Below are 22,761 nucleotides of genomic sequence, written 5' to 3'. Positions count from 1 at the left end.
GTTACACTCCGGATGACAGTTTCAGGATCGCGTAGGTCGAGGCGAGCGCCACGGCGACCGAGAAGAAGTTGTTGAGCATGATGGAGATGAGCTTCAGCTTCTCGTTATGGACGTAGTCCTCGATCACCACCTGCATGCCGATTTTCATGTGCCAGGCGCTGGCGAAGATGAAGAGGAGCAGGATCACCGCGACGGGAATGGAGCTGAGAATCTGCGCAGCGCCGATCTGATTGCGGCCGAGCAGCATCATGATGATCACCAGCACCGGGATCATCAGCAGCGTCATGGCGACGCCGGTGATGCGCTGGCGCCAGAAATCGGACGTGCCCGAATGCGCGGCGCCGAGATTGCGGACGCGGCCAAGCGGGGTGCGCATGCTGCGCTTCGGCGTATCGGTTGCGCTCATCGTCCACCTCCGATCGCATAGGCGATGATCCAGATCAGCACCGTCAGCGCGATGCCCCCGATCAGGGCACCCCAGGTCAGCGCTTCCCGCTCATTGGCCTTGAAGCCGTAGCCGAGATCCCAGACGAAATGCCGGATGCCGCTGAGCATATGGTGCATCAGCGCCCAAGTGTAGCCGAACACGATCAGCCGTCCGATGATGCTGCCGGCGAAGGCCTGGACGTGGGCGTAGGCGGCGGGGCCGGAGGCCGCCGCGATCAGCCACCAGACCAGCAGCAGGGTTCCGACATAGAGGGCGATACCGGTGGCGCGGTGGATGATGGACAGCGCCATCGTCAACGTCCAACGGTACACTTGCATGTGTGGTGAGAGCGGTCGTTCGATCCGTGCGGTCATGGGCTTTGATGTTGTATTGCGGCCCAACAGAAGGGCGCGCGGGGATCGGAAAGGTCGGCTCTATTTACGGAGTCGATTTCACTGGCGCAATCACCAAATCGCCATAAATCGAACGACGGTTCAGCTCTAGAGCGTTGATGAAACAAGGCCAATCAGTGGCTTGGTATACCAGAGCGTCGGTCCGCCAACCAAGTAAAGAATGATTATTCATTTCTTCTGAGGGGCCCGAGGTGCGTTGAAATTGCTATTGGAACGCCTCTAAACGGACCATCCCGTCCAAATCGGCCAGAGGTGGCCCAGTCGTCGCGCAAAACTCGTCCGCACACGCGAACGGGCCTTCCCATTCCGCTTCCGTTCGACCCCCATCGGATATGCGCACTCTGCATTCCACCCCAGCCGGGAGGTTCGGTGTGTCGACCGCGCGAATCAGATCGCCTAATGCTCCTTACGCGGCGTTCCGAAGCGACATCTCGGCGCCGCAGCGACCAGTCGCCGGGGCAGGTCAGAGGTGATTGCAGGGCTCGACATCAAGGAGATCGTGGAGCTTGCGCTGTTGCTGATCGCAACCGGCGCGCTCTCGGGATTTTTGGCCGGGGTGTTCGGCATTGGTGGCGGCGCGATTCTCGTGCCAGTGTTCTACGAATGCTTTCGCATCGCCGGCGTGCCGCTGGAGGTGCGCATGCCGCTCTGCGTCGGCACCTCGCTCGCGGTGATCATCCCGACCTCGATCCGCTCGTTTCAGGCGCATTACAAACGCGGCGCCGTCGATATGGCGATCCTGCGCGTCTGGTGGCTGCCGATCGTGATCGGCGTCGTCGCCGGCAGCGTGGTCGCGCGCTACGCGCCGGAACGGCTGTTCAAGATCGTGTTCGTCGCCGTCGCCTGGTCAGCCGCGGTCCGGCTCATCTTCGCGCGCGAGACCTGGAAGCTCGGCGATGATCTGCCGAAGGGCGCCTTGATGCGCGCCTACGGCTTCTGTGTCGGCATCCTCTCGACCCTGATGGGCATCGGCGGCGGCCTGTTCTCGAACCTGCTGATGACCTTCTACAGCCGTCCCATTCATCAGGCGGTCGCGACCTCGTCGGCGCTCGCGGTCTTGATCTCGATCCCCGGCGCGCTCGGCTACATCTATGCCGGCTGGCCGGCGGCGGCGAACTATCCGGCCGTCACGGCACTGCAAATCCCATTCGCGCTCGGCTACGTCTCGTTGATCGGCGCCGTGCTGGTGATGCCGATGAGCCTCGTTACCGCGCCGCTCGGCGTAAGAGCCGCGCACGCGATGTCGAAGCGGACGCTGGAGGTGGCGTTCGGGTGCTATCTGTTTATTGTCGGCAGCAGGTTTGTGATGAGCTTGCTGGGCGGGCAGTAAGCCGCACACTCCGTCATTGCGAGCGCAGCGACTTGTCCGCCGAAGCCTTTGGCGAAGGCGGAAGCAATCCAGGATCTTTCCGCAGCGGCAGTCTGGATTGCTTCGTCGCAAGGGCTCCTCGCAATGACGGCGTTGAGAGTGCTCGCAATGCCAACTCCATCGTCGTCCTGGACAAGCTCGCGCAGCGAGCGCCGATCCAGGACCCATTACCCCAGGGGGTGGTTTTGCGATGACTCGTGGTCACCAGCTTCGCGCCAAACTTCTCCCTGGGGTAATGGGTCCTGGCTTTCGCCAGGACGACAGCGGGAAGCTGACGGCGATCGCGAAGCCGCAACATGTCTATTTCTTCGCGTAGATATCTTTATACGTCTCGCGCAAAATGTTCTTCTGCACCTTGCCCATGGTGTTGCGCGGCAGCTCGTCGACGACGAAGACGCGCTTGGGCATCTTGAATTTTGCGAGCCGCCCGTCGAGCGCCTTCAGCACCGAGGCTTCGCTGACCTCGGCGCCCTTGTTGCAGACGAGGACGGCCGTGACGCCTTCGCCGAAATCGGCGTGGGGCACGCCGATCACGGCGGATTCGACCACGCCCGGCATGGCGTCGATCTCGCTCTCGATTTCCTTCGGATAGACGTTGAAGCCGCCGGAGATCACGAGGTCCTTGCCGCGGCCGAGAATGTGGACGTAGCCCTTGCTGTCGATCTTGCCGAGATCGCCGGTGATGAAGAAGCCGTCGGGCCGGAATTCAGCCTTGGTCTTCTCCGGCATGCGCCAGTAACCCCTAAATACGTTCGGGCCCTTCACCTCGATCATGCCGATTTCTTCGCGCGGCAGTTCCTTCGCCGTCTCGGGGTCGGTGACGCGCAACGAGACGCCCGGCAGCGGGAAGCCGACTGCGCCGGGCACGCGCTCGCCGTCATAGGGGTTCGACGTGTTCATGTTGGTCTCGGTCATGCCATAGCGCTCGAGCACCGCATGGCCCGTGCGCGCCGACCATTCACGGTGGGTCTCCGCCAGCAGCGGGGCCGAGCCCGAGATGAACAGTCGCATGTGCTTCGCTGTCTCGCGCGACAGCGCGGGGTTCTGCAGCAGCCGTGTGTAGAAGGTCGGAACGCCCATCAGCACGGTGGCCCGCGCCATCAGCTTGATGATCAAATCCGGATCGAGCTTCGGCAGGAAGATCATCGACGCGCGCGCGAACAGCGTCACGTTGGTCGCAACGAACAGGCCGTGGGTGTGGTAGATCGGCAGCGCGTGGATCAAGACGTCCTTGTCGGTGAAACGCCAGTAGCCGACAAGGCTGAGCGAGTTCGACGCCAGATTGTCGTGGGTGAGCATCGCGCCCTTGGAGCGGCCCGTGGTGCCGGATGTGTAGAGGATCGCGGCGAGGTCGTCGCTTGTGCGCGACACCGTCGCGAACTCGCCGCTTGCCTTGTCGGCGGCGTCCGTCAGCGAGCCCTTGCCGTCAGGCCCGAGCGTCTCGACCTTGGCTTTTACCTTGGCGGCGATCGGGGCGAGGCCTTCCGCCTTGGAGGGATCGCAAACCACCAGCGACGGCTCGGCATCGCCGATGAAGTAGTCGAGCTCATTCAGCGTATAGGCGGTGTTCAGCGGCAGATAGACCGCGCCGGCCCGCACGGTGGCCAGATACAGCACGATGTTGGCGACCGACTTCTCCACCTGCACCGCGACGCGATCGCCGGGCTTCACGCCGCGTGCGACCAGCACATTCGCCATCTGCCCCGCGCGCGCGATCAGATCGCCATAGCTGATACGGGCGCCGTCATGCGTCTCGATCGCGAGGCGCTTGGGATCGTCCAGGCCGTCGAACAGGCGGGAAAACAGATTGGCGTTGGCAGCTTGGTTCATGCAACATTCCTCGCCGGCGAAGGCCGGTCAAAACCGAGGGCTGGATTAGCAAAAACCGCCCCGCAGAAGCAACGGAGACAGTTTGCATGACCAAAAACGGGAAACGCGTGGCCTGGGTTACGGGCGGCGGCAGCGGGATCGGCGAGGCCGGAGCTGAGGCATTAGCTGCCGACGGCTGGACGGTAGTGGTCTCGGGCCGGCGCCAGTCAGCCCTCGATGCCGTGGTTGCGAAGATCAACGGCGCAGGCGGGGCGGCCGAGGCCATTGTGCTTGACGTGTCCAACGCCAATGAAGCCCAGAAGGCGGCCGATCGAATCGTCGCCAGGCACGGCCGGATCGATCTGCTGGTGAACAATGCCGGCATCAATGTTCCCAAGCGCAGCTGGAAGGACATGGAACTGGAAGGCTGGGATAAGCTCGTCCAGGTCAATCTCAACGGCGTGCTCTATTGCATGCGCGCGGTGCTGCCGACGATGCGCAAGCAGCAGGACGGCGCGATCATCAACGTCTCGTCCTGGGCCGGCCGCCATGTCTCGAAGATGCCGGGCCCGGCCTACACCACGACCAAGCACGCGGTGCTGGCGCTGACCCATTCCTTCAACATGGACGAATGCGTCAACGGCCTGCGCGCCTGCTGCCTGATGCCGGGCGAGGTGGCGACGCCGATCCTGAAGCTGCGCCCGGCGGTGCCGAGCGAGGAGGAGCAGGCCAGGATGCTGCAATCCGAAGATCTCGGCCGCACCATCGCGTTTATCGCGTCGATGCCGGCGCGCGTGTGCATCAACGAGGTGCTGATCAGCCCGACGTATAACCGCGGTTTTATTCAGACGCCGCAGAGCAGGGATTGAGAGTTCGTAGCCCGGATGGAGCGAAGCGCAATCCGGGTATCGTTCCACAAGGGATGGCGGCCCCGGATTACGCTTCGCTCCATCCGGGCTACACCCAGTCATTGCGAGCCAACGGGTCCGCGAAGCGCGGCCCGATGACAGCTTCGCGAAGCAATCCAGGAATGCTTCCGCGAAGACAGTCTGGATTGCTTCGTCGCCAGCGCAAAATTGCTACGCAATTTCGTCGCAAGGGCTCCTCGCAATGACGGTGGATCGACCACACGAAATCCCTCCCCCATAGTTTCACGCATCACAAAGAATTTTTCTCCGAAACCGCATCGCAACCCCTCCCGTAGTTCGGTCCAACGACGGCTCTGCTGCATCAGCCCACACTGTCGCAGTCGCCGTTGTTGCCCCAACTCAACGCCGGCCATCGCCGGTCTCAATTCAATCGGGAGATTCTCCATGTCGAAGCGCATTGCCTATCTCGCTGCTGCCGCCTTCAGCGCCCTGGCTATCACCGCGACCGTCGTCGCGCCCGTCAGCGCCGAGGAGAAGACCGTCATGGTCGGCGGCGCCGCGATGTTCCCGTCCAAGAACATCGTCCAGAACGCGGTCAACTCCAAGGACCACACCACGCTGGTCGCGGCGGTGAAGGCGGCGGGCCTGGTGCCGACGCTGGAAAGCAAGGGCCCGTTCACCGTGTTCGCGCCGACCAATGCCGCCTTCGGCAAGCTGCCGGCCGGCACCGTCGACAACCTGGTCAAGCCCGAGAACAAGGCGACGCTGACCAAGATCCTCACCTATCACGTCGTGCCCGGCAAGCTCGCGGCCTCCGACCTCACCGACGGCAAGAAGATGAAGACCGCCGAGGGCGAGGAACTGACGGTGAAGAAGATGGACGGCAAGACCTGGATCGTCGATGCCAAGGGCGGCACCTCGATGGTGACGATCTCCAACGTCAATCAGTCGAACGGCGTCATTCATGTGGTCGACACCGTGCTGATGCCGGCGACGTAACACCGCCCACCCCTGTTTCATCCCCCGAACAGGAGGCCTCGAGACGGCGAGCCGGGGGTGCCCGGCTCGCTTTCTTGTGACCGTGATAGCCCGTCGGTATCGATTTGATGCCGGACGGGGCGTAACGAAAGCGGAAGCATCGGCGTATAATTGCTGTCAAACGACGTTCAGGACGGAACCATCATGGCGAGCCTCACAGTCACCGAAGAGCAGGTCAGGGCCACTCCGGCCAAAGTGATCCAGCCGGTCTGGGTCCGGGTCATGCATTGGGTCAACGCCCTCGCCATGATCCTGATGATTCTGTCGGGCTGGCAGATCTACAACGCCTCGCCGCTGTTCGGCTTCAGCTTCCCGCGCGAATACACGCTCGGCGGCTGGCTCGCCGGCGGCTTGCTCTGGCATTTTGCGGCGATGTGGCTGTTGATGATCAACGGCCTCGCTTATCTCGTCACCGGTTTCGCCACCGGCCGTTTTCGCAAGAAGCTGCTGCCGATCACCGCGTCCGGCGTGCTTCACGACGTCAGGGCGGCGCTGACCTTCAAGCTCGGCCATGACGATCTCACCGTCTACAATTACGTGCAGCGCCTGCTCTATGCCGGCATCATCGTGGTCGGCGTGCTGATCGTGCTGTCGGGCCTTGCGATGTGGAAGCCGGTGCAGCTCTATTACCTGGTGATGCTGTTCGGCGATTATCCGACTGCGCGCTACGTGCACTTCTTCTGCATGGCCGCGATCTGCGCGTTCCTGGTCATTCATGTTCTGCTCGCGCTGCTGGTGCCGAAAAGCCTGCGCGCGATGATCATCGGTCGCTGAGGAGGAGAACATGGCGAAACGTTCATTCCTGATCCCCGGCGTCGACAAGCGGCTCTTGATCAAGGACTCCATCAAGGCGATGCCTGACGTCACCCGCCGCCGCTTCATCGCGGGCGGCGCCAGCTTCGGTGCGCTGACGCTGCTCACCGGCTGCGACGTCGTCGACTCGTCATCGGCCGAGGAGATGCTGAAACAGGTCTCGAAATTCAACGATGCGGTGCAGGCCTTCATCTTCAATCCCGATGCGCTGGCGCCGACCTTCGCCGAGAGCGCGATCACAAAACCGTTCCCGTTCAATGCCTATTACGATCTCGACGACGCGCCCGATGTCGATGGCAACGACTGGAAGCTCGAGGTCCGCGGCCTCGTCGACAACAAGAAATCGTGGAGCCTTCCGGAGCTGTACAAACTTCCTCAGGTCACGCAGATCACCCGCCTCATCTGCGTCGAGGGCTGGAGCGCGATCGGCAGCTGGACCGGCACGCCTTTACGCGACTTCCTCAAGCTGATCGGCGCCGACACGCGTGCGAAATATGTCTGGTTCCAGTGCGCCGACAGGGACGGCTACAACTCGCCGCTCGACATGCGCAGCGCGCTGCATCCGCAGACCCAGATGACGTTCAAATACGCGAACGAGATCTTGCCGCGCGCCTACGGTTTTCCGATGAAGATCCGCGTGCCGACAAAACTCGGCTTCAAGAACCCGAAATACGTGGTCTCGATGGAAGTCACCAACGACTACAAGGGCGGCTATTGGGAAGACCAGGGGTATAATTCGTTTAGCGGGAGCTAGGCCCGCTGCCGTAGGGTGGGCAAAGGCGCGTAGCGCCGTGCCCACCATAATTGTCACGGCGGATAAAGCGTTGGTGGGCACGCTTCGCTTTGCCCACCCTACGGCACCGATTGTTTGGCCGTCCCCACCTTGCGCTGGCACAGCGCCGCCACCGCCCCGAGCGCCAGCAGCGCCGCCGACACATTCAGCGCGTAGCTCAAGCTGCCCAGCGCATCCGTGATCGCACCGACCACGATCGGGCCGAGCGTCTGGCCGACGCCGAACGAGATCGTCATCGCCGCGATCGCGGTCGGCCACACCTCGGGCGGATAGTTGAAGCGGACGAAGGCGGTGGTCGAGCCGACCACCGCGAAGAAGGCGACGCCGAACACCACCGCAGAGACCGCAAGCCACGCCGGCGAATGTCCGAGCATCGGCAAGGCGGCACCGAGGGCGTTGGTGCCGAGGATGATGGCGGTCGCAAGCCCGCCGCGATCGAGCGCCAGCACGCCGCGCCAGGCCCAGGGCGTCACGAAGGCGCTCAGCCCGATCAGGCTCCAGAACGCGGCCTGCGCTGCGGCCCCGCCGCCGCCGTCGCGCACATAGGCGATCATGAAGGTCATGTAGGCGATGTAGCCGGCGCCGAACAGGAAGTAGCCGGCGAGATAGATCAGCACGGGCAGAATCGCGAACGACGTGTGGCTGCCTTCCGAGAAGCGGACGCTGCTCTCGATGCGGATTAGGAACAGCGGAATCGTCATCGCGACGGACAGCAGCGTCAGCGCCCACCATACGATCCACCACGAGCCCGGTCCGAAATATTGCAGCGTGAACGGGGCGATCAGCCCCGAGGCGAGAATGCCGATGCCGGGCCCGGCATAGAACAGGCTCAGCAGGAAATTGGCCCGCTCGGGACGCAACTGCGCGATGGTCGCAGCCAGCGCGCCGCCGGCGACGAAGCCGGCTGCAGCCCCCAAGCCCAGCACGAGGCGGGCCAGGCTCAGCGCGATGAAATTGCCTGTCAGCGCGCAGGTGGCGAGCGCGGCGACGCAGGCCAGAGTTCCCAGGCGGATCGCCGCCGCCCAGCCGATACGCTGGATCAGGCGGGACGCCATCAGCGCGCCCACGAGGTAGCCGACGGCGTTGATGGTGTTCATGAAACCGGCCGCCGAGTAGGACCAGCCGAGGGTCTCCCGCATATCCGGCAGCACCAGCGCATAGGCAAAGCGGCCGATGCCGAGCCCGACCGTCGCCGCCAGCGACAAGGTCAGGATCAGCCGCGCGGGATGCGGGTTCGGGGGACGGTCAGGGGCGTGCAAGGGGTACTCCGGCTGTGGGAGTGTGGCAGGCTCCATCCGCTTTGCACAGCCGGCTCCCCGGCAATGGTGTCTTGCCAAGCGCGCAACGCCGCTCTAGCACTCCGGCCGAATTCGACCTGAGAGGAACGACCATGGCGACCCACAAACTGCTGCTGCTTCCCGGCGACGGTATCGGCCCCGAGGTGATGGGCGAGGTGAAGCGGCTGATCGATTGGCTCAATTCGGCCGGGATCGCCAAGTTCGAGACCGACACCGGCCTCGTCGGCGGCGCGGCCTATGACGCGCACAAAGTGTCGATCTCCGAGGGCGACATGGCCAAAGCCAAGGACGCCGACGCCGTGATCTTCGGCGCGGTCGGTGGCCCCAAGTGGGATGCCGTGCCCTACGAGGTGCGCCCCGAAGCCGGCCTGCTTCGCCTGCGCAAGGATCTCGCTCTGTTCGCGAACTTGCGTCCTGCCGTGTGCTACCCGGCACTGGCGGATGCTTCGAGCCTGAAGCGCGAAGCGGTCGAAGGCCTCGACATCGTCATCGTGCGCGAGCTCACCGGCGGCGTCTATTTCGGCGAGCCCAAGACCATCACCGATCTCGGCAACGGCCAGAAGCGCGCCATCGATACCCAGATCTACGACACCTATGAGATCGAGCGCATCGCCCGCGTCGCCTTCGAGCTTGCCAAGAAGCGCAAGAACAAGGTGACGTCGATGGAGAAGCGCAACGTCATGAAGTCGGGCGTGCTTTGGAACGAGGTCGTCACGCAGGTCCACAAGCGCGAATACCCCGACGTCACGCTCGAGCATCAGCTCGCCGATTCCGGCGGCATGATGCTGGTGAAGTGGCCGAAGCAGTTCGACGTCATCGTCACCGACAATCTGTTCGGCGACATGCTGTCCGACATCGCGGCGATGCTGACGGGGTCGCTCGGCATGCTGCCCTCGGCCTCGCTCGGCGAGGTCGACGTCAAGAGCAAGAAGCGCAAGGCGCTGTACGAGCCGGTGCACGGTTCGGCCCCTGATATCGCCGGCAAGGGCCTTGCCAATCCGATCGCGATGATCTCGTCCTTCGGCATGGCGCTGCGCTACTCCTTCGACATGGGCGATCTCGCCGACAAGGTCGATGCCGCCATCGCCGCCGTGCTCGCCAGCGGCCTGCGCACCGCCGACATCAAGTCGGAAGGCACCACCGCCGCCTCGACCGCGCAGATGGGCGAAGCGATTCTGAAGGAATTGCAGAAGCTGCACGGGTAGCCGCAAGCGCCGCAATCGTAGGGTGGGCAAAGCGCAAGCGTGCCCACCACTTCTATCGCGATTGCCGACGGATGGTGGGCACGGCGCAAGGCGCCTTTGCCCACCCTACGGCACCTTCAACAAAAATGGCCGGGCGTGAGCCCGGCCATTTTGATTCGATGCCTGCGCCCGCCTCAGTACAGCGGGAAATTCTGCGGGTAGCCGCCGACATCGGCCGGCGGCGACAGCGGCTGGCGGTCGATCGGGCGGTTCAGATTCTCGCGGGCGAAGGACGGATAGCCCACCGCCGGCGGAAAGGCGTAGTCGCTGAACTTGCGGTCGCCCGGATTGACCTCGGTGCCGCCGTCGAGCCAGGAGCGCTTGCTCACATAGATGCGGGTGCGGCCCTGCTGATAGACCGCGTTGGGGCCGCTCGGTCCGTAATAGGGCCGGCCGCGCTCGTCATAGCGCTTGGTCTTGGTGTCGGCCGAAGCTGGCGACGCGAGGGACATGGCAATGACGGCGCCCGCCGCAAGCCAGGTCGCCAATGTGTTCGCGGCAGAGAATTTCAAGCTCATCACGTCCCCTTCAGGCGGCAGGCCGCCAGTCGATTTCACCCCATACTAGCCCGGCCGGGGCGGATGCAACTAGGTCAATTGGGTCACACCAGCTCGGAATAATCGAGCGCGCCGGCAAAAGTTGCATCAATACCAGCCACTTGAGCTTGATGCGGCTCAAAGCGCCCCGCGCAATTGCGCGTTCGCGGCGCCCAGTAGCCAGTCCGACGATCCCTGGGAATCGCAGGCGCGGCGCTTCAGCTCGGCATGGGCGAACAATTCCGCCAGTCTGGGCTCGTTGCCCGAGGTCAGCAGCGTCAGCCGGTTCAGCGTGCAGGCGATCGCCGCGCGCCGGGCGGGCAGGGTGTCGCCCTGGCAGGAGAAGCCGGAGATCTGCAGTGCCGGCTCCTCACTGCGTTTGAGATAGCCGAGGCAAGCCCGCGTCCCCTGCGCCGCGCCGACCGGCCGAAACAGGGCGACCGGGCCGAATTTGGTGTCGATCAGGCCGGCCTGCTCGAGCGTGGTCGCCGCGCTCAATCCCATCTGGATGGCCAGATCCGCAGTCGCCGGACGGGCCACGTCGAACTCGCCGCCTTCCCGGTAGATTTCGAGCTCGGCCACCGGCTGGCCGGCCTCGCTCGCCCAGCTCAGCACGTCCCTGCGGCCCCCTTCGGGATGCCTCATGATGGTGTAAGAGGCTGTTTTCTCTGATGAATCGAGCCGGCTGACGGCGAAGGCCGGGTGCGAGCGGTCGGCCGCGCTCCAGCCCGGCTTGTCCGCCGGTTCATCGTCGCGCAAGTCAGGCAGTTGGCCGAGCGCCGCGAGCGCGAGGATGGCAAACAGGGCGAGCGCCCCCACATAGGCGATCAGGTGCGCCAGCGTGCCGATGACCTCGTCGGCAAAGGCTGCAAGCGCCAGATGGATCTGGGTAGGGCTAACGGCCGTGCTGGCCTCAGGCGACTGCATCCATGGCCTTCAGGCATGGTCCAACGTTGTCTTGAGGCCGGTTCTCGCATAGAAGCGCTGCTCTTCCTGTTTAAGCGTCAGCTTCGGGAACGGGCTTTTTCATCGGAGAGTGAACGATGGGTTACAAAGTCGCAGTCGTCGGCGCGACCGGCAATGTCGGACGGGAAATGCTCAACATCCTGGATGAGCGCAAATTCCCCGCGGACGAGGTCGTGGCCCTGGCGTCACGCCGCAGCGTCGGCGTCGAGGTCTCCTATGGCGACCGCACCCTGAAGGTCAAAGCGCTCGAGCATTACGACTTCTCCGACGTCGACATCTGCCTGATGTCGGCGGGCGGCTCGGTGTCGAAGGAATGGTCGCCGCAGATCGGCGCCGCCGGCGCGGTCGTGATCGACAATTCCTCGGCGTGGCGCATGGATCCGGACGTGCCGCTGATCGTGCCGGAAGTGAACGCGGGCGCGACAGAAGGCTTCAAGAAGAAGAACATCATCGCCAACCCGAACTGCTCGACCGCGCAGCTCGTGGTCGCGCTCAAGCCGCTGCACGACAAGGCGACCATCAAGCGCGTCGTGGTCTCGACCTATCAATCGGTGTCGGGTGCAGGCAAGGACGCGATGGACGAATTGTTCTCGCAGACCAAGGCCGTCTACACCAATGACGAGCTGGTCGCGAAGAAATTCCCCAAGCGCATCGCCTTCAACGTCATCCCCCACATCGACGTCTTCATGGAGGACGGCTACACCAAGGAAGAGTGGAAGATGATGGCGGAGACCAAGAAGATCCTTGATCCCAAGATCAAGCTCTCCGCCACCTGCGTGCGCGTGCCTGTCTTCGTCGGCCATTCCGAGGCCGTCAACATCGAGTTCGAGAACCCGATCAGTGCGGACGAAGCTCGCGAAATCCTGCGCAAGGCGCCCGGCTGCCTCGTTATCGACAAGCAGGAGCCCGGCGGCTACGCCACGCCTTACGAAGCCGCCGGCGAGGACGCCACCTATATCAGCCGCATCCGCGAGGACGCGACCGTCGAGAACGGCCTCGTGTTGTGGTGCGTGTCCGACAATTTGCGCAAGGGCGCCGCGCTGAACGCGATCCAGATCGCGGAGGTCCTGATCAACCGCAAGCTGATCAGCGCGAAGAAGAAGGCGGCGTAACGTCGAGCTGCCGTAGGGTGGGCAAAGGCGCGCTCTTCGCGCGCCGTGCCCACCATTCTTTCCGATTCCGACAGGTGGTGGGCACGCTTCGCTTTGCCCACCCTACGAGAGCGGTGGCTTACGCCACGCTTCGCGCGTTCTTGAATTCCTTCGCGATCTTGTCCAGCACGAACAGCGATCCCTCGGCGACGCCGAAATAGGCGCCGTGGGTCTGCATCTGGCCGCTCTCCACCGCCTTGTGCACGAACGGGAACGTCATCAGGTTCTCCAGGCTGCGGAACACCGCGGCCTTCTCGATGCGCTCGACGAACTGCGCCATGGTCTCGTGGTTGCGCTGCTCGACCACCTCGCCCGGCTTGATGAACATCTGCATCCATTTGCCGATGAAGTCGCCCGGCGTCAGCGGCTCGATCTTGTCGACGAAGGCGCGGATGCCGCCGCATTGCGCATGGCCGAGCACCACGATGTGCTTCACCTTCAGCACCGTCACCGCATATTCCAGCGCCGCCGAGACGCCATGTGCGTTCTCGTCGGGCTGGTAGGTCGGCACCAGATTGGCGATGTTACGAACGACGAACAATTCACCGGGGCCGACGTCGAAGATCACCTCGGGCGAGACGCGGCTGTCGCAGCAACCGATTACCATCACTTCCGGCGACTGCCCCTTCACCGACAGCTCGCGGTAGCGGGTCTGCTCGGCCGGCAGCCGCTGGGTGGCGAACGCCTCGTAGCCTTCCAGCAAATGCTTCGGGAATGTCACCATACCCATGCCTAATCATAGACCGCAGGGGCGAACAAGCCTTTCGAATAGGCAGGCCAAATGCTATCGGCTTCGGTCAGAAGACTGACGAGGAAGGAACGCTTGCATGACCCGCCCGCGCCGCAGCCACCTGTTCATGCCCGGCTCCAATCCCCGCGCGCTGGAAAAGGCGCGCAATCTCGCCGCCGACGGCCTGATCCTCGATCTCGAGGACTCCGTCGCTCCTGATGCCAAAGCGGTGGCGCGCGACGGCATTGCCGCCGCGATCGCGGCCAAGGGTTTTGGCAAACGCGAGATCCTGATCCGGACCAACGGCCTCGACACGTCCTGGTGGGCCGACGACGTCGCGATGGCCGCCAAGGCCTCGCCGGACGGCATCCTGGTTCCAAAAGTTTCAAGCATCGAAGATCTCGGCGCGATCGACCGGAAGCTGGCCGAGCTTGGCGCCGCGCCGACCGTGAAAGTCTGGGCCATGATCGAGACCGCGCGCGCCGTGCTCCATGCCGAGGAGCTGGCCGCCGCCGGCCGCGATCCATCGAGCCGCCTTTCAGGCTTCGTGTTCGGCCCGAACGATATTTCGCGCGAGACCCGCATCAAGATGCTGCCGGGCCGCGCCGCGATGATCCCGATGATCACCCATTGCATCCTGGCAACGCGCGCCCACGGCCTCGAAATCCTCGACGGGCCCTATAGCGACATCGCCAATTCCGACGGCTTTGCCACCGAATGCGCGCAAGGGCGCGATCTCGGCTTCGACGGCAAGACGCTGATCCATCCCTCGCAGATCGATGCCTGCAACGCGATCTTCACCCCACCCGAAGAGGAAGTCGCGCGCGCGCGAAAAATCATCGCAGCGTTCGAATTGCCGGAAAACGTCTCCCGTGGCGCGATCCGGCTCGACGGCGCCATGGTCGAACGCCTGCACGCCGACATGGCCCGGCGCACGATCGAGATCGCAGACGCGATCGCGGTGATGGGGAAAGGCTAGGGCGCACGCTCAAAAAAGCGGCGTTGCTTCAGGGGACAACACGCAGCTCTGCAAGACCTCGCGCGTCCTCCCGAGGTCGGCGCGCAGCCTGTTGCGGGTATCCGCGTGTAAAAGCTTGATGGGATGAGGCTTGATCGCTGCAACGAGCGAGGTGCACTCCCTCTCTCGCTTGCGGGAGAGGGTTGGGGAGAGGGTGTCTCCGCGATGGGACAATCCCCAAGAGGAGAAAGCCCTCACCCGGCGCTTCGCGCCGACCTCTCCCGCAAGCGGGAGAGGTGAACCACCCGCGGCAATCGATTCAATCTAAAGCCATTCCGCTTTAGGACTGCGGAGCAAAAAGCAGGTGCGGGCGCCACGTGACAGGCGCGCCACGTCTGTCGTTCTGCTATAATGTTACTATGACGATCGGGATTTCCGGACCCGAACGGAAGGCACCAGGGCGAAGCGCCGTGGTGGGATTCATCATCGCGGCCATCATCGCCGCAATCGGCCTGATCCTGCTCGCTCTCGTCGGCGACTTTCTGGTCGACTGGATGTGGTTCTCGTCGATCGGCTACGAACAGGTCTTCTGGACCACAATCGGCGCGAAAGCCGCCGTCTTCCTCGTCGTTTTCGCGGCGACCGCCGCCATCTTGTGGGCGAACGCGCGCCTTGCACTTGGCCTTGCCGGGCGCCGAACCCGGTTGCCCGCGGCCTTCGACCCGAGGCTTGTGGCCGCTGCGGCGCTGCCCGATCCGCTTGAATTCCTGCGCGAGCGGCTGCGGTGGCGCAGCATGATCGCCGCTAGTAGCGGCCTCGTCGCTCTGCTTGTCGGCTGGGGAGAAGCCGGCAACTGGAGCACTTTTCTGCGCTTCATCTATCAAGTGCCCTACGGCACCAATGATCCCTTGTACGATAAGGATATCGGATTCTACCTGTTTTCCCTGCCCGTCTTTGTGGCCATTAAGAATTGGGCGTTGCTGACACTCGTCATGAGCGCGCTGCTCGCCGGGCTTATCTACTGGGTGCACGGCGACATCGAGGACCGGGCGCAGCGAGTATCACCAGCGGCGATCTCGCACGGTTCGGCGCTTCTCGGCCTCTTCTTTGGCGTGAAGGCGTGGTCCTACAGTCTCGACCGCTATCTCCTGCTGTACGGCGACAACGGCGTGGTGGTCGGCGCAGGCTTCACCGACGTCAATGTGGAACTGCCGGTCCTGTGGCTGCTGATCGCACTTTCGATCGTCGCCGCTGTGGCGGCATGCGCGAACCTGTGGGTGCGTACCTACCGCCTCCCCACCGCCGCGATTGTGCTGCTGTTCGGCGGCGCTTTCCTGCTATCGGGCATCATCCCCGCAGTGTTTCAGCGCTTCTACGTCGGGCCGAACGAGCTGGCATGGGAGCGGCCTTACATGGAACGCAACATTGCCCTGACGCGAGAGGCCTACAATCTCAATCGGATCGTGCCGAAGCCGTTCCCTGCAGAACAGAACCTGACCTTGAGGGCGCTCGAGGCCAACAAGGCTACCATTGAAAATATAAGGCTGTGGGATTGGCAACCATTGGCCGACACTTACGCTCAACTGCAGGAGATTCGCACCTATTACAAACTGCGCGACCTCGATGTCGATCGTTACTGGTTCGGCGATACCTACCAAAGCGTGATGATCTCAGGCCGCGAGTTGAATTCCGCGCTGCTGCCACCCAACGCGCAGACCTGGGTCAACCGCCACATCCTGTTCACCCACGGCAATGGTGCGGTGATGAGTCCGGTCACCCAGAAGAGCGGCGAAGGACTTCCGCTTCTCTATTTGGACGACATTCCTCCGGTCGCACATGGAGGTCCCGCGATTCGCGAGCCGCGCATCTATTACGGACTGCAGACCGAGGACTACGTCATCGTCAAGGGAACCGTGCCGGAATTCGATTATCCCAGGGGAAAGGACAATGCCTACGCGTCCTATGACGGCTCCGGCGGCGTGCCGCTGTCGGGCATGGTGCGGAGACTGATCTTCGCCCACCATTTCAACGATGTGAACCTGCTGCTGTCAGACTACATCGGCGATGACAGCCGGATCATGATCCGGCGCAACATCCAGAAGCGGGTGGGCACGATCGCCCCGTTCCTCTCTCTCGATCGCGATCCCTATCTGGTCGTCAGCGAGGGCAGGATGTTCTGGATGCAGGACGCCTACACGACCAGCGATTATTTTCCCTACGCACAGCCTGCGCCCGGCTACAACCTCAATTATATCCGCAATTCAGTGAAGGTCGTGATCGACGCTTATAACGGCACCGTCGATTTTTACCTGATGGACCCAGCCGACCCGGTCGCCGCGACCTATCAGCGAATCTTCCCGGACCTGTTCAAGCCGTTCGCGGCCATGCCGTCCGATCTTCAGAAGCACATTCGTTATCCCGAAGACCTCTTCCTGATCCAGGCGCGACTTTTCCAGACCTACCACATGGAAGCTGCCGATGTTTTCTATAACCGGGAGGACCTCTGGCAATTTCCGCGTCAACCGGCCGGTGATGGCGTCTCTTCAATGGACGGCATCACCACCATGGCCCCCTATTACATCATCATGCGGCTGCCCGGAGAGGCGCAAGCCGAGTTCTTCATCATGATCCCGATGGTGCCGAGCCGTCGCGACAACATGATCGCTTGGCTTGCCGCGCGCTGCGACGAGCCCGGCTATGGCAAGCTGATCGTGTACGAATTTCCCAAAGAGAAGCTGGTCTACGGGCCGTTCCAGATCGAGGCGCGAATTCATCAGAACACGGAGATCTCCCAGCAGATATCGCTGTGGAACCAGATGGGGTCGCGGGTGATCCGGGGAAATCTGCTCGTGATCCCGATCGAGAATTCGATTCTCTACGTCTCGCCGCTGTATTTGCGGGCCGAGCAAGGACATTTGCCGGAGCTCAAGCGAGTGATTGCCGCCTATGGTGAGCATGTCGTCATGAAGGAAACGCTTGCCGAGGCCCTGTCGGCACTCTTCGTGGACAGCGGCCCTTCCCCGGCAACGTCGGCTGTGACCGCGGAAACACCCGCCGAAGCCTCCGCGGCAGCGCGCGCGCAGGAGGCGCTCACGCACTACGACCAGGCCATGGAGCGGTTGAAATCCGGTGATTGGGCAGGCTTCGGCAAAGAGATCGATGCGATGCGCGGTATTTTGGAAGATATCCGCCGGCAATCGGGTAGCCGCTGAGGTTCGCGAGAAACGCTATTTTCTGACTTGCCGGTGCAACTGCCTGCCCCGACGAGGCCATCGAATAGGATAGCGATGTCGGCCTTGAGCCCCAGCTCGGACCTCTGAACGAGGTCTGCTATAGGCTGCAGCAGACCTCCACGCCCTCGATCTCGTAAGTACACACCCCAGTGAGATCTCCCGCGCTGGCGTCAGTGTGGCGTGACGTCGGCGCGGTCGAGCGACTCCAGCGTCGCGGCGTTGGCGCAGTAGCCGTGATAATTCTCCGCGGCAGTACCTTCAGCGAGATCGCGGTCGCACTGACCCTTCTGGTTGCAGAGCGAGCAGACCCGCTCCATGTCGCGCAGCAGCAGCGGCTGTGCGCGGCCGAGCCCTTCGGCGTTGATGCCGAGCTGCTCCAGCATCTTCGGCAATTCGTCGGCGGCGTGCTTGCCGTGGCGAACGAGCTCCTCCAGATCGTCAGGCGCGATCCTGAGATCGCTGGCGATCCGGTCGAAATCGGCGCGATCGAGCTGCCGCATCTCGTTCATCTCGCGGCGATGCTTCAGCCAGCCGGCAAAGGATTCGATGAGATCCTGGACGATGGGGTAGGGCCTGCTTGCGGTGCTCATGGAAAGCTCCGTTGGGGTCGTGGAGTTGGAGCGAGACTAGGCACAATGGTGCAGGGGCAAGTTGCGCTGGATCAAACTGGATGCTCGGGGTGCTTAACCTCTCCCGCTTGCGGGAGAGGTCGGCGCGTCCCGGGCGATGCGAAAGCATCGTCCGGCGCGCCGGGTGAGGGCTTTATCCTCTTGGGGATTCTTATTGTGGAGACACCCTCTCCCCAACCCTCTCCCGCAAGCGGGAGAGGGAGAGCACTGCCTCCGCGGCAACTACCCAAACCTCTCCGTCGCCCACGCATACAGGCTGCCCGGAATCGGCTTTTCGCCACCGCGACCCTTGGGCGAGATGTGCAGGCCGATGATCTCGGGGTTGGTGACGAGGCCGAGATAGCTCGAGGGATCGAAGAACAGTTTTGGCTCGGCATGCACGGCGTAGAACGACTGCTTCGGCAACGCGCAAGCGAGTTCGCCAGTGCGGCGCGCGAGCGCGGTGAGCGCCGCCGGCCCGTAGATCGCAACGCGGATGTCGGAGAGGCGGTTCGAGCCGCCGCGCAGACGGCGCATCATGAAGGTGATGCGATGGCGCACGGACAGCCAGTTCGGCGTCAGCTCCTCCTGCTCCATCAGCTCCTCGAAGGCGGCGACGATGCCGTGCTCCGGCGGAAGGTAGATCACGGAATTGCCAAGCTGGCGCGGCCGCTCCCAGGCGAAATAGGGCTTTGCCGGATCGATCTCGACCGGCCTCAGCAGCAGCACGTCGGCGTCGAGCCAGAGGCCGAGGCCTTTCGCCATCAGCTTCATCCGGAAGAAATCGCTGAACTGCAGCGTGGTCCAGTCGCGCCAGCTGCCGTCCGGCTGCGGCGGCCGCAGCCTTTCGGAGAACGCGTGCGGCAAGATCGCCTCGGCATCCGCGTTCGCGATGCCCGCGGGCAGGCCGGGAATGGTGTCGAAGCTGTAGACCGTGACCTTGTGGCCGGCAGCCAACTGCGAGCGCAGACAGGTCTGGCGCAGGGCGTCCATCGGGCCATGCCAGAAGGTGACGATGTCGGGCAGCATGCGCGAGCTATAAGGATAGTCAGAGCAAAGAAAAAGCCCCGGCGCCGTCAGCACCGGGGCTCGAACCAGAAACGCGATCTCAGGCCCAGGCGCGTTCGCGCTTGAGCTTGTCCTCATAGGTGTCGATCGAGGCCTTCTTCTCCATGGTGAGGCCGATGTCGTCGAGGCCGTTGATCAGGCAGTGCTTGCGGAACGGGTCGATCTCGAACTTGACCTTGCCGCCGTCGGGGCCGCGGATCTCCTGGTTGGGCAGGTCGATCGTCAGCGTCGCATTGGCGCCGCGCTCGGCGTCGTCGAACAGCTTGTTGAGGTCTTCCTGGCTGACGCGGATCGGCAGAATGCCGTTCTTGAAGCAGTTGTTGTAGAAGATGTCGCCGAACGAGGTCGAGATCACGCAGCGGATGCCGAAGTCGAGCAGCGCCCAGGGCGCGTGCTCGCGGCTCGAGCCGCAGCCGAAATTGTCGCCGGCGACCAGCACCTTCGCGTTGCGATAGGCCGGCTGGTTGAGGACGAAATCCGGATTCTCGCTGCCGTCGTCCTTGTAGCGCTGCTCGGAGAAGAGCCCCTTGCCAAGGCCGGTGCGCTTGATGGTCTTCAGGTACTGCTTCGGAATGATCATGTCGGTGTCGACATTGATGATCTTCAGCGGCGCCGCGACGCCTTCCAGCGTGGTGAACTTGTCCATGGTTGCGCTTTCCCGGATGGGTCTAGGGGAACAGGTGTTTATCGCGATCGGGGCGGGAATCCTAGGCCGAATTCGGCAGGGCTGCCTTACCTCTCCGGCTTGCGGGGGTTGAGGCTGGACTGGTGCGGCGTCGGGACTTCACCTCTCCCGCTTGCGGGAGAGGTCGGCGCGCCCCGGGCGATGCGAAGCATCGTCCCGCGCGCGCCGGGTGAGGGTTTTCTCCATGCGGGGAGTGCCCCATTGCGGAAGCACCCTCTCCCCAACCCTCCCCCGCATGCGGGGGAGGGAGCGCACCGTCTTCGCGGCGTCGCTGTCAATCCGCTCGAGCCTCAATCGCGGCCATATCGTCGTCCGACAGACCGAAATGGTGGCCGATCTCGTGGATCAGGACATGGCGGACGATGTGGCCGAGGGTCTCGTCGTGCTCGGCCCAATAGTCCAGGATCGGCCGGCGGTAGAGCCAGACCATGTTGGGCAGCCGCGCCACGTCGCCAAGGCTCTGCTGCGGCAGGCCGATGCCCTGGAACAGGCCGAGCAGGTCGAACTCGCTCTCGCACTCCATCTCGTCGAGGACCTCCTCGGTCGGGAAGTCGTCGACGCGAATGATGATGCCCTCGCAGAGCCTGCGAAACTCCGCCGGCAGGCGTTCGAAGATGTCATGCGCCGTCGCTTCCATCTCGGCCAGCGAGGGCGCTTTCAATTCCGTCCACATGGGCCTCTTCTAAAGCGTTTTCGAGCGACGTGGGTACCGGTTCGCGTAAACTAGCGTGGGTTCCGCGGCGATGCATCCCGCTTTATAAGCGCGGTGAGGTTGACGAGCGCCGCCAAAACGGGGAGCGTGGGGCCTCGAATGGGAATGTTTCGGGTGGGCGGAAAAATGCGAGCGAAAACAGCGCTGACGCTACTGTGCATGGGGTTGTTTTTGCAGTTTTGTGTTGGCGCCCAAGCCCAAACTCAAGTCCAGACCGCTGGCCCCGAGATCCGCCTCGCCCAGGCGGTCTCGCCGGACGACGTTCCCCCGCCACGCAAGCGGCCCCCGGCGCGCTTGCGCGTCACCCCCTATTACAGCCCGGACGGCGTCTATCCGCGCTACAATCCCGGTCCCGACGCAGTCCGCGTGTGCAACGCCACCTATGTGCAGGAGTACCGGCCGAGCGGTACGGTGATCGTGCCGCGTGTGAGCTGCTACTGGCGCCGCGGCTGAGGCCCGCGCCGGCGAACAACGCGGTGCCTTGTAGGATCGTCATGGCGAGATGGATCATATTCGTTGTTGCCGTTGCGCTTGCCGCCGGCGTGCCTCGCGCTTCCGCGGCGCCAAGGGTGACGGTGCCGGAGGCGTCGGCGGGGATCGCAGTTTTCGATGTGCGACGACACGCGCGCGCCCGTGGCATGGTGGGGCCTGCTGCGCGCCATGATCCACGCTATTACGCGCGGCCGATCTATTACCGTCCCTATCCCTACGGCGTGCCTGCACCGTTCGTGTTCGGCTACGGACCCTTTTGGTGACGCCGGCGGATTAGCCGGCGGGCGCAAATCCCCTGACCAGCAGCACGGTCGCCTGCGCACCCGCTTTGCGATCGCGCGAGATGTCCTCGTAGTCCGGCGCGTTCGAGAAGGCGAGGAATGCAGCCTCATCGGGGAACGACATCATGACAAGCTTGTCATGCGGCCATGCGCCTTCGAGCACGCGCGGATGTTCGTCGGCGGCGAGCAGCTTTCCGCCATACTTCTTGAACACGTCGAAGAACCGCGCCTGATAGCGGTCATAGGCCGCGCGGTCCGTCATCTTCAATTGCGCAATCGCATAGACAGTCATTTCCAAAAACTCCTGACCTCGCGGCACTGCGTCGCATCGCGGAGCCCAGCGTCGTTCATTCATGAGGCGTTCACATCGGTCTCCTCAGTTTAATCCAGGGAGCGACCGCAATTGAACAGCGTTTAGCGCGGCCGAGACGTCGCGTCGCAACTGCGCTGTCCAGATTCAGGGAGGATTCCATGCTGAGGATATTGGGTCTCAAGGCAAGCCCGATGCGCTTGCTCGGGATCGCGGCCGCCACGACGCTGATGCTGTCGGCCGGCACGGCGCGCCGTGCTGAAGCACTCACCTTGATCAATCCGGCGACGTCGCCCGCGACGAAGGCTGCGGCCAGCGATCTCGTCACGCAGGTTCGCCATGGCGGCGGCGGGCACGGCGGACATGGTGGCGGTTTTCACGGCGGAGGTTTCCGCGGTGGCGGCGGACATTTTGGTGGCTTCCATGGCGGCGGCTTCCGCGCCGCGCCGGCCTTTCACGGCGGTGGCTATCGTTACGGCGGATTTCGTCACTATGGCGGCTATCATCGCTACGGGATCTATCGCCCCCATTACGGCTATCGTCACTTCCACCGGCGCTATTATTACGGCGGCTATTATCCCTACTATCACTATCCGCGCCGCTGCCGGATCATCTGGACCTATTACGGTCCGCGCCGCGTCTGCCGCTGGCCCCGCTGGCACTATCCGTACCGCTATTGGTGAGCACGGTCGAAATGCAAAGGGCGCCTCAGCGGCGCCCTTTAAAGCCAATCCTTCAGCTTCCACGACGCGGATTTCCACCGCATCAAATTCTCGAGCTTCCATTGCCTGAACATCGCCGGCGGCCAGCGGCTGAGCTTTGAGGCTTCCTCAACCTCGGGCTTGGTGACGACGCGCAGCGGCGTCACGCGCCGCCGATGCTGGCGCGTGGCCTCGCTGATCAGATCGACATATTCCGGCTTGTTGGCCATGGCTTGCGTCCTCGCGAAACCGTCGCG

General features: G+C 63.4%; 25 protein-coding genes. 12 read left to right on the top strand and 13 right to left on the bottom strand.

The genetic code is table 11. The features are described from left to right. Window position 1: 1 nt before the first annotated feature. Entirely contained in the window at window positions 2-406 is a 405-nt protein-coding gene (sdhD, locus tag AAE027_RS36435; RefSeq protein ID WP_128930603.1) for a succinate dehydrogenase, hydrophobic membrane anchor protein, read from the bottom strand. Continuing rightward, window positions 403-801, bottom strand: coding sequence for a succinate dehydrogenase, cytochrome b556 subunit (gene sdhC, locus AAE027_RS36430; protein ID WP_128930604.1), 399 nt, complete (start codon window positions 799-801; stop codon window positions 403-405). Before sdhC ends, sdhD begins: the two co-directional genes overlap by 4 nt. A 508-nt stretch (window positions 802-1,309) precedes the next feature. On the opposite strand from sdhC, the gene AAE027_RS36425 reads away from it, so the two are divergent. Beyond that, window positions 1,310-2,170, top strand: a complete 861-nt coding sequence (locus AAE027_RS36425; protein ID WP_370990650.1) for a sulfite exporter TauE/SafE family protein — start codon at window positions 1,310-1,312, stop codon at window positions 2,168-2,170. Window positions 2,171-2,509: 339 nt separating this feature from the next. Here AAE027_RS36425 and AAE027_RS36420 read toward each other — a convergent pair whose 3' ends face one another. After that, window positions 2,510-4,039: a malonate--CoA ligase gene (locus tag AAE027_RS36420; RefSeq protein ID WP_370990649.1), complete on the bottom strand. Its 1,530-nt coding sequence runs from the start codon at window positions 4,037-4,039 to the stop codon at window positions 2,510-2,512. 86 nt (window positions 4,040-4,125) lie between these two features. Between AAE027_RS36420 and AAE027_RS36415 the strand changes: the two genes are divergently transcribed. The 4 genes from AAE027_RS36415 to AAE027_RS36400 all read left to right on the top strand — a co-directional run bounded on the left by AAE027_RS36415 (window position 4,126) and on the right by AAE027_RS36400 (window position 7,492). Beyond that, a complete protein-coding gene (locus AAE027_RS36415) occupies window positions 4,126-4,887 on the top strand; it encodes an SDR family oxidoreductase (protein WP_370990648.1) in 762 nt (253 codons plus the stop codon). Window positions 4,888-5,331: 444 nt separating this feature from the next. Further along, window positions 5,332-5,886: a fasciclin domain-containing protein gene (locus tag AAE027_RS36410; RefSeq protein ID WP_091882949.1), complete on the top strand. Its 555-nt coding sequence runs from the start codon at window positions 5,332-5,334 to the stop codon at window positions 5,884-5,886. 183 nt (window positions 5,887-6,069) lie between these two features. Next, the gene (locus AAE027_RS36405) at window positions 6,070-6,699 is read left to right on the top strand and encodes a cytochrome b/b6 domain-containing protein (protein WP_370990647.1); all 630 of its coding nucleotides are present in this window, start codon (window positions 6,070-6,072) and stop codon (window positions 6,697-6,699) included. A 10-nt stretch (window positions 6,700-6,709) separates the two neighbouring features. Next, window positions 6,710-7,492, top strand: a complete 783-nt coding sequence (locus tag AAE027_RS36400) for a molybdopterin-binding protein (protein WP_370990646.1) — start codon at window positions 6,710-6,712, stop codon at window positions 7,490-7,492. A gap of 98 nt (window positions 7,493-7,590) precedes the next feature. Here AAE027_RS36400 and AAE027_RS36395 read toward each other — a convergent pair whose 3' ends face one another. Beyond that, entirely contained in the window at window positions 7,591-8,790 is a 1,200-nt protein-coding gene (locus AAE027_RS36395; RefSeq protein ID WP_370990645.1) for a YbfB/YjiJ family MFS transporter, read from the bottom strand. Window positions 8,791-8,921: 131 nt separating this feature from the next. Here AAE027_RS36395 and leuB point away from each other — a divergent pair, with 131 nt between their 5' ends. Further along, window positions 8,922-10,034, top strand: a complete 1,113-nt coding sequence (leuB, locus tag AAE027_RS36390; RefSeq protein ID WP_370990644.1) for a 3-isopropylmalate dehydrogenase — start codon at window positions 8,922-8,924, stop codon at window positions 10,032-10,034. A gap of 173 nt (window positions 10,035-10,207) precedes the next feature. Here the strand turns inward: leuB and AAE027_RS36385 are convergent, their stop codons facing one another. Both AAE027_RS36385 and AAE027_RS36380 read right to left on the bottom strand, forming a co-directional pair. Continuing rightward, the gene (locus AAE027_RS36385) at window positions 10,208-10,591 is read right to left on the bottom strand and encodes a hypothetical protein (protein WP_370990643.1); all 384 of its coding nucleotides are present in this window, start codon (window positions 10,589-10,591) and stop codon (window positions 10,208-10,210) included. A gap of 156 nt (window positions 10,592-10,747) precedes the next feature. Further along, on the bottom strand, window positions 10,748-11,536 hold the full coding sequence (locus AAE027_RS36380; RefSeq protein ID WP_370990642.1) for a hypothetical protein: 789 nt from the start codon (window positions 11,534-11,536) through the stop codon (window positions 10,748-10,750). Between the two features lie 116 nt (window positions 11,537-11,652). On the opposite strand from AAE027_RS36380, the gene AAE027_RS36375 reads away from it, so the two are divergent. Then, the gene (locus AAE027_RS36375; RefSeq protein WP_091882972.1) at window positions 11,653-12,687 is read left to right on the top strand and encodes an aspartate-semialdehyde dehydrogenase; all 1,035 of its coding nucleotides are present in this window, start codon (window positions 11,653-11,655) and stop codon (window positions 12,685-12,687) included. A gap of 118 nt (window positions 12,688-12,805) precedes the next feature. On the opposite strand, the gene AAE027_RS36370 is transcribed toward AAE027_RS36375, so the two are convergent. Continuing rightward, on the bottom strand, window positions 12,806-13,450 hold the full coding sequence (locus AAE027_RS36370; RefSeq protein ID WP_370990660.1) for a carbonic anhydrase: 645 nt from the start codon (window positions 13,448-13,450) through the stop codon (window positions 12,806-12,808). 103 nt (window positions 13,451-13,553) lie between these two features. On the opposite strand from AAE027_RS36370, the gene AAE027_RS36365 reads away from it, so the two are divergent. Then, window positions 13,554-14,435 carry an HpcH/HpaI aldolase/citrate lyase family protein gene (locus AAE027_RS36365; protein WP_370990641.1) on the top strand — a complete coding sequence of 294 codons (882 nt, stop codon included), beginning with the start codon at window positions 13,554-13,556 and terminating at the stop codon, window positions 14,433-14,435. A 398-nt stretch (window positions 14,436-14,833) separates the two neighbouring features. Beyond that, a complete protein-coding gene (locus AAE027_RS36360; protein WP_370990640.1) occupies window positions 14,834-17,626 on the top strand; it encodes a UPF0182 family membrane protein in 2,793 nt (930 codons plus the stop codon). Window positions 17,627-17,817: 191 nt separating this feature from the next. Here the strand turns inward: AAE027_RS36360 and AAE027_RS36355 are convergent, their stop codons facing one another. The 4 genes from AAE027_RS36355 to AAE027_RS36340 form a co-directional block, all read right to left on the bottom strand. Further along, window positions 17,818-18,237, bottom strand: a complete 420-nt coding sequence (locus AAE027_RS36355) for a DUF6455 family protein (RefSeq protein WP_370990639.1) — start codon at window positions 18,235-18,237, stop codon at window positions 17,818-17,820. A 261-nt stretch (window positions 18,238-18,498) separates the two neighbouring features. Continuing rightward, window positions 18,499-19,284 carry a glycosyltransferase family 32 protein gene (locus AAE027_RS36350; RefSeq protein WP_370990638.1) on the bottom strand — a complete coding sequence of 262 codons (786 nt, stop codon included), beginning with the start codon at window positions 19,282-19,284 and terminating at the stop codon, window positions 18,499-18,501. Between the two features lie 79 nt (window positions 19,285-19,363). Further along, window positions 19,364-19,969: a 3-isopropylmalate dehydratase small subunit gene (gene leuD / locus AAE027_RS36345; RefSeq protein ID WP_370990637.1), complete on the bottom strand. Its 606-nt coding sequence runs from the start codon at window positions 19,967-19,969 to the stop codon at window positions 19,364-19,366. Between the two features lie 313 nt (window positions 19,970-20,282). Continuing rightward, on the bottom strand, window positions 20,283-20,681 hold the full coding sequence (locus tag AAE027_RS36340) for a metallopeptidase family protein (RefSeq protein ID WP_370990636.1): 399 nt from the start codon (window positions 20,679-20,681) through the stop codon (window positions 20,283-20,285). Window positions 20,682-20,879: 198 nt separating this feature from the next. On the opposite strand from AAE027_RS36340, the gene AAE027_RS36335 reads away from it, so the two are divergent. Together AAE027_RS36335 and AAE027_RS36330 are read left to right on the top strand one after the other, a co-directional pair. Beyond that, window positions 20,880-21,173, top strand: coding sequence for a hypothetical protein (locus AAE027_RS36335; protein ID WP_370990659.1), 294 nt, complete (start codon window positions 20,880-20,882; stop codon window positions 21,171-21,173). Between the two features lie 41 nt (window positions 21,174-21,214). After that, window positions 21,215-21,475 (top strand): hypothetical protein, encoded by a 261-nt coding sequence (locus tag AAE027_RS36330; protein ID WP_370990635.1) that lies wholly within the window; start codon window positions 21,215-21,217, stop codon window positions 21,473-21,475. A 10-nt stretch (window positions 21,476-21,485) separates the two neighbouring features. Here the strand turns inward: AAE027_RS36330 and AAE027_RS36325 are convergent, their stop codons facing one another. Further along, entirely contained in the window at window positions 21,486-21,785 is a 300-nt protein-coding gene (locus AAE027_RS36325) for a DUF1330 domain-containing protein (RefSeq protein ID WP_091893030.1), read from the bottom strand. Window positions 21,786-21,964: 179 nt separating this feature from the next. Between AAE027_RS36325 and AAE027_RS36320 the strand changes: the two genes are divergently transcribed. Beyond that, window positions 21,965-22,486 (top strand): hypothetical protein, encoded by a 522-nt coding sequence (locus AAE027_RS36320; RefSeq protein ID WP_370990634.1) that lies wholly within the window; start codon window positions 21,965-21,967, stop codon window positions 22,484-22,486. Window positions 22,487-22,524: 38 nt separating this feature from the next. On the opposite strand, the gene AAE027_RS36315 is transcribed toward AAE027_RS36320, so the two are convergent. Further along, the gene (locus AAE027_RS36315) at window positions 22,525-22,734 is read right to left on the bottom strand and encodes a hypothetical protein (protein WP_091893034.1); all 210 of its coding nucleotides are present in this window, start codon (window positions 22,732-22,734) and stop codon (window positions 22,525-22,527) included. Between the last annotated feature and the right edge of the window lie 27 nt (window positions 22,735-22,761).

The sequence above is a fragment of the Bradyrhizobium sp. DN3 genome (assembly GCF_041357655.1).
GTDB lineage: Bacteria > Pseudomonadota > Alphaproteobacteria > Rhizobiales > Xanthobacteraceae > Bradyrhizobium.
Note: the sequence above shows the minus strand (reverse complement) of the source record. Positions and strands in the feature narration are given on the sequence as shown.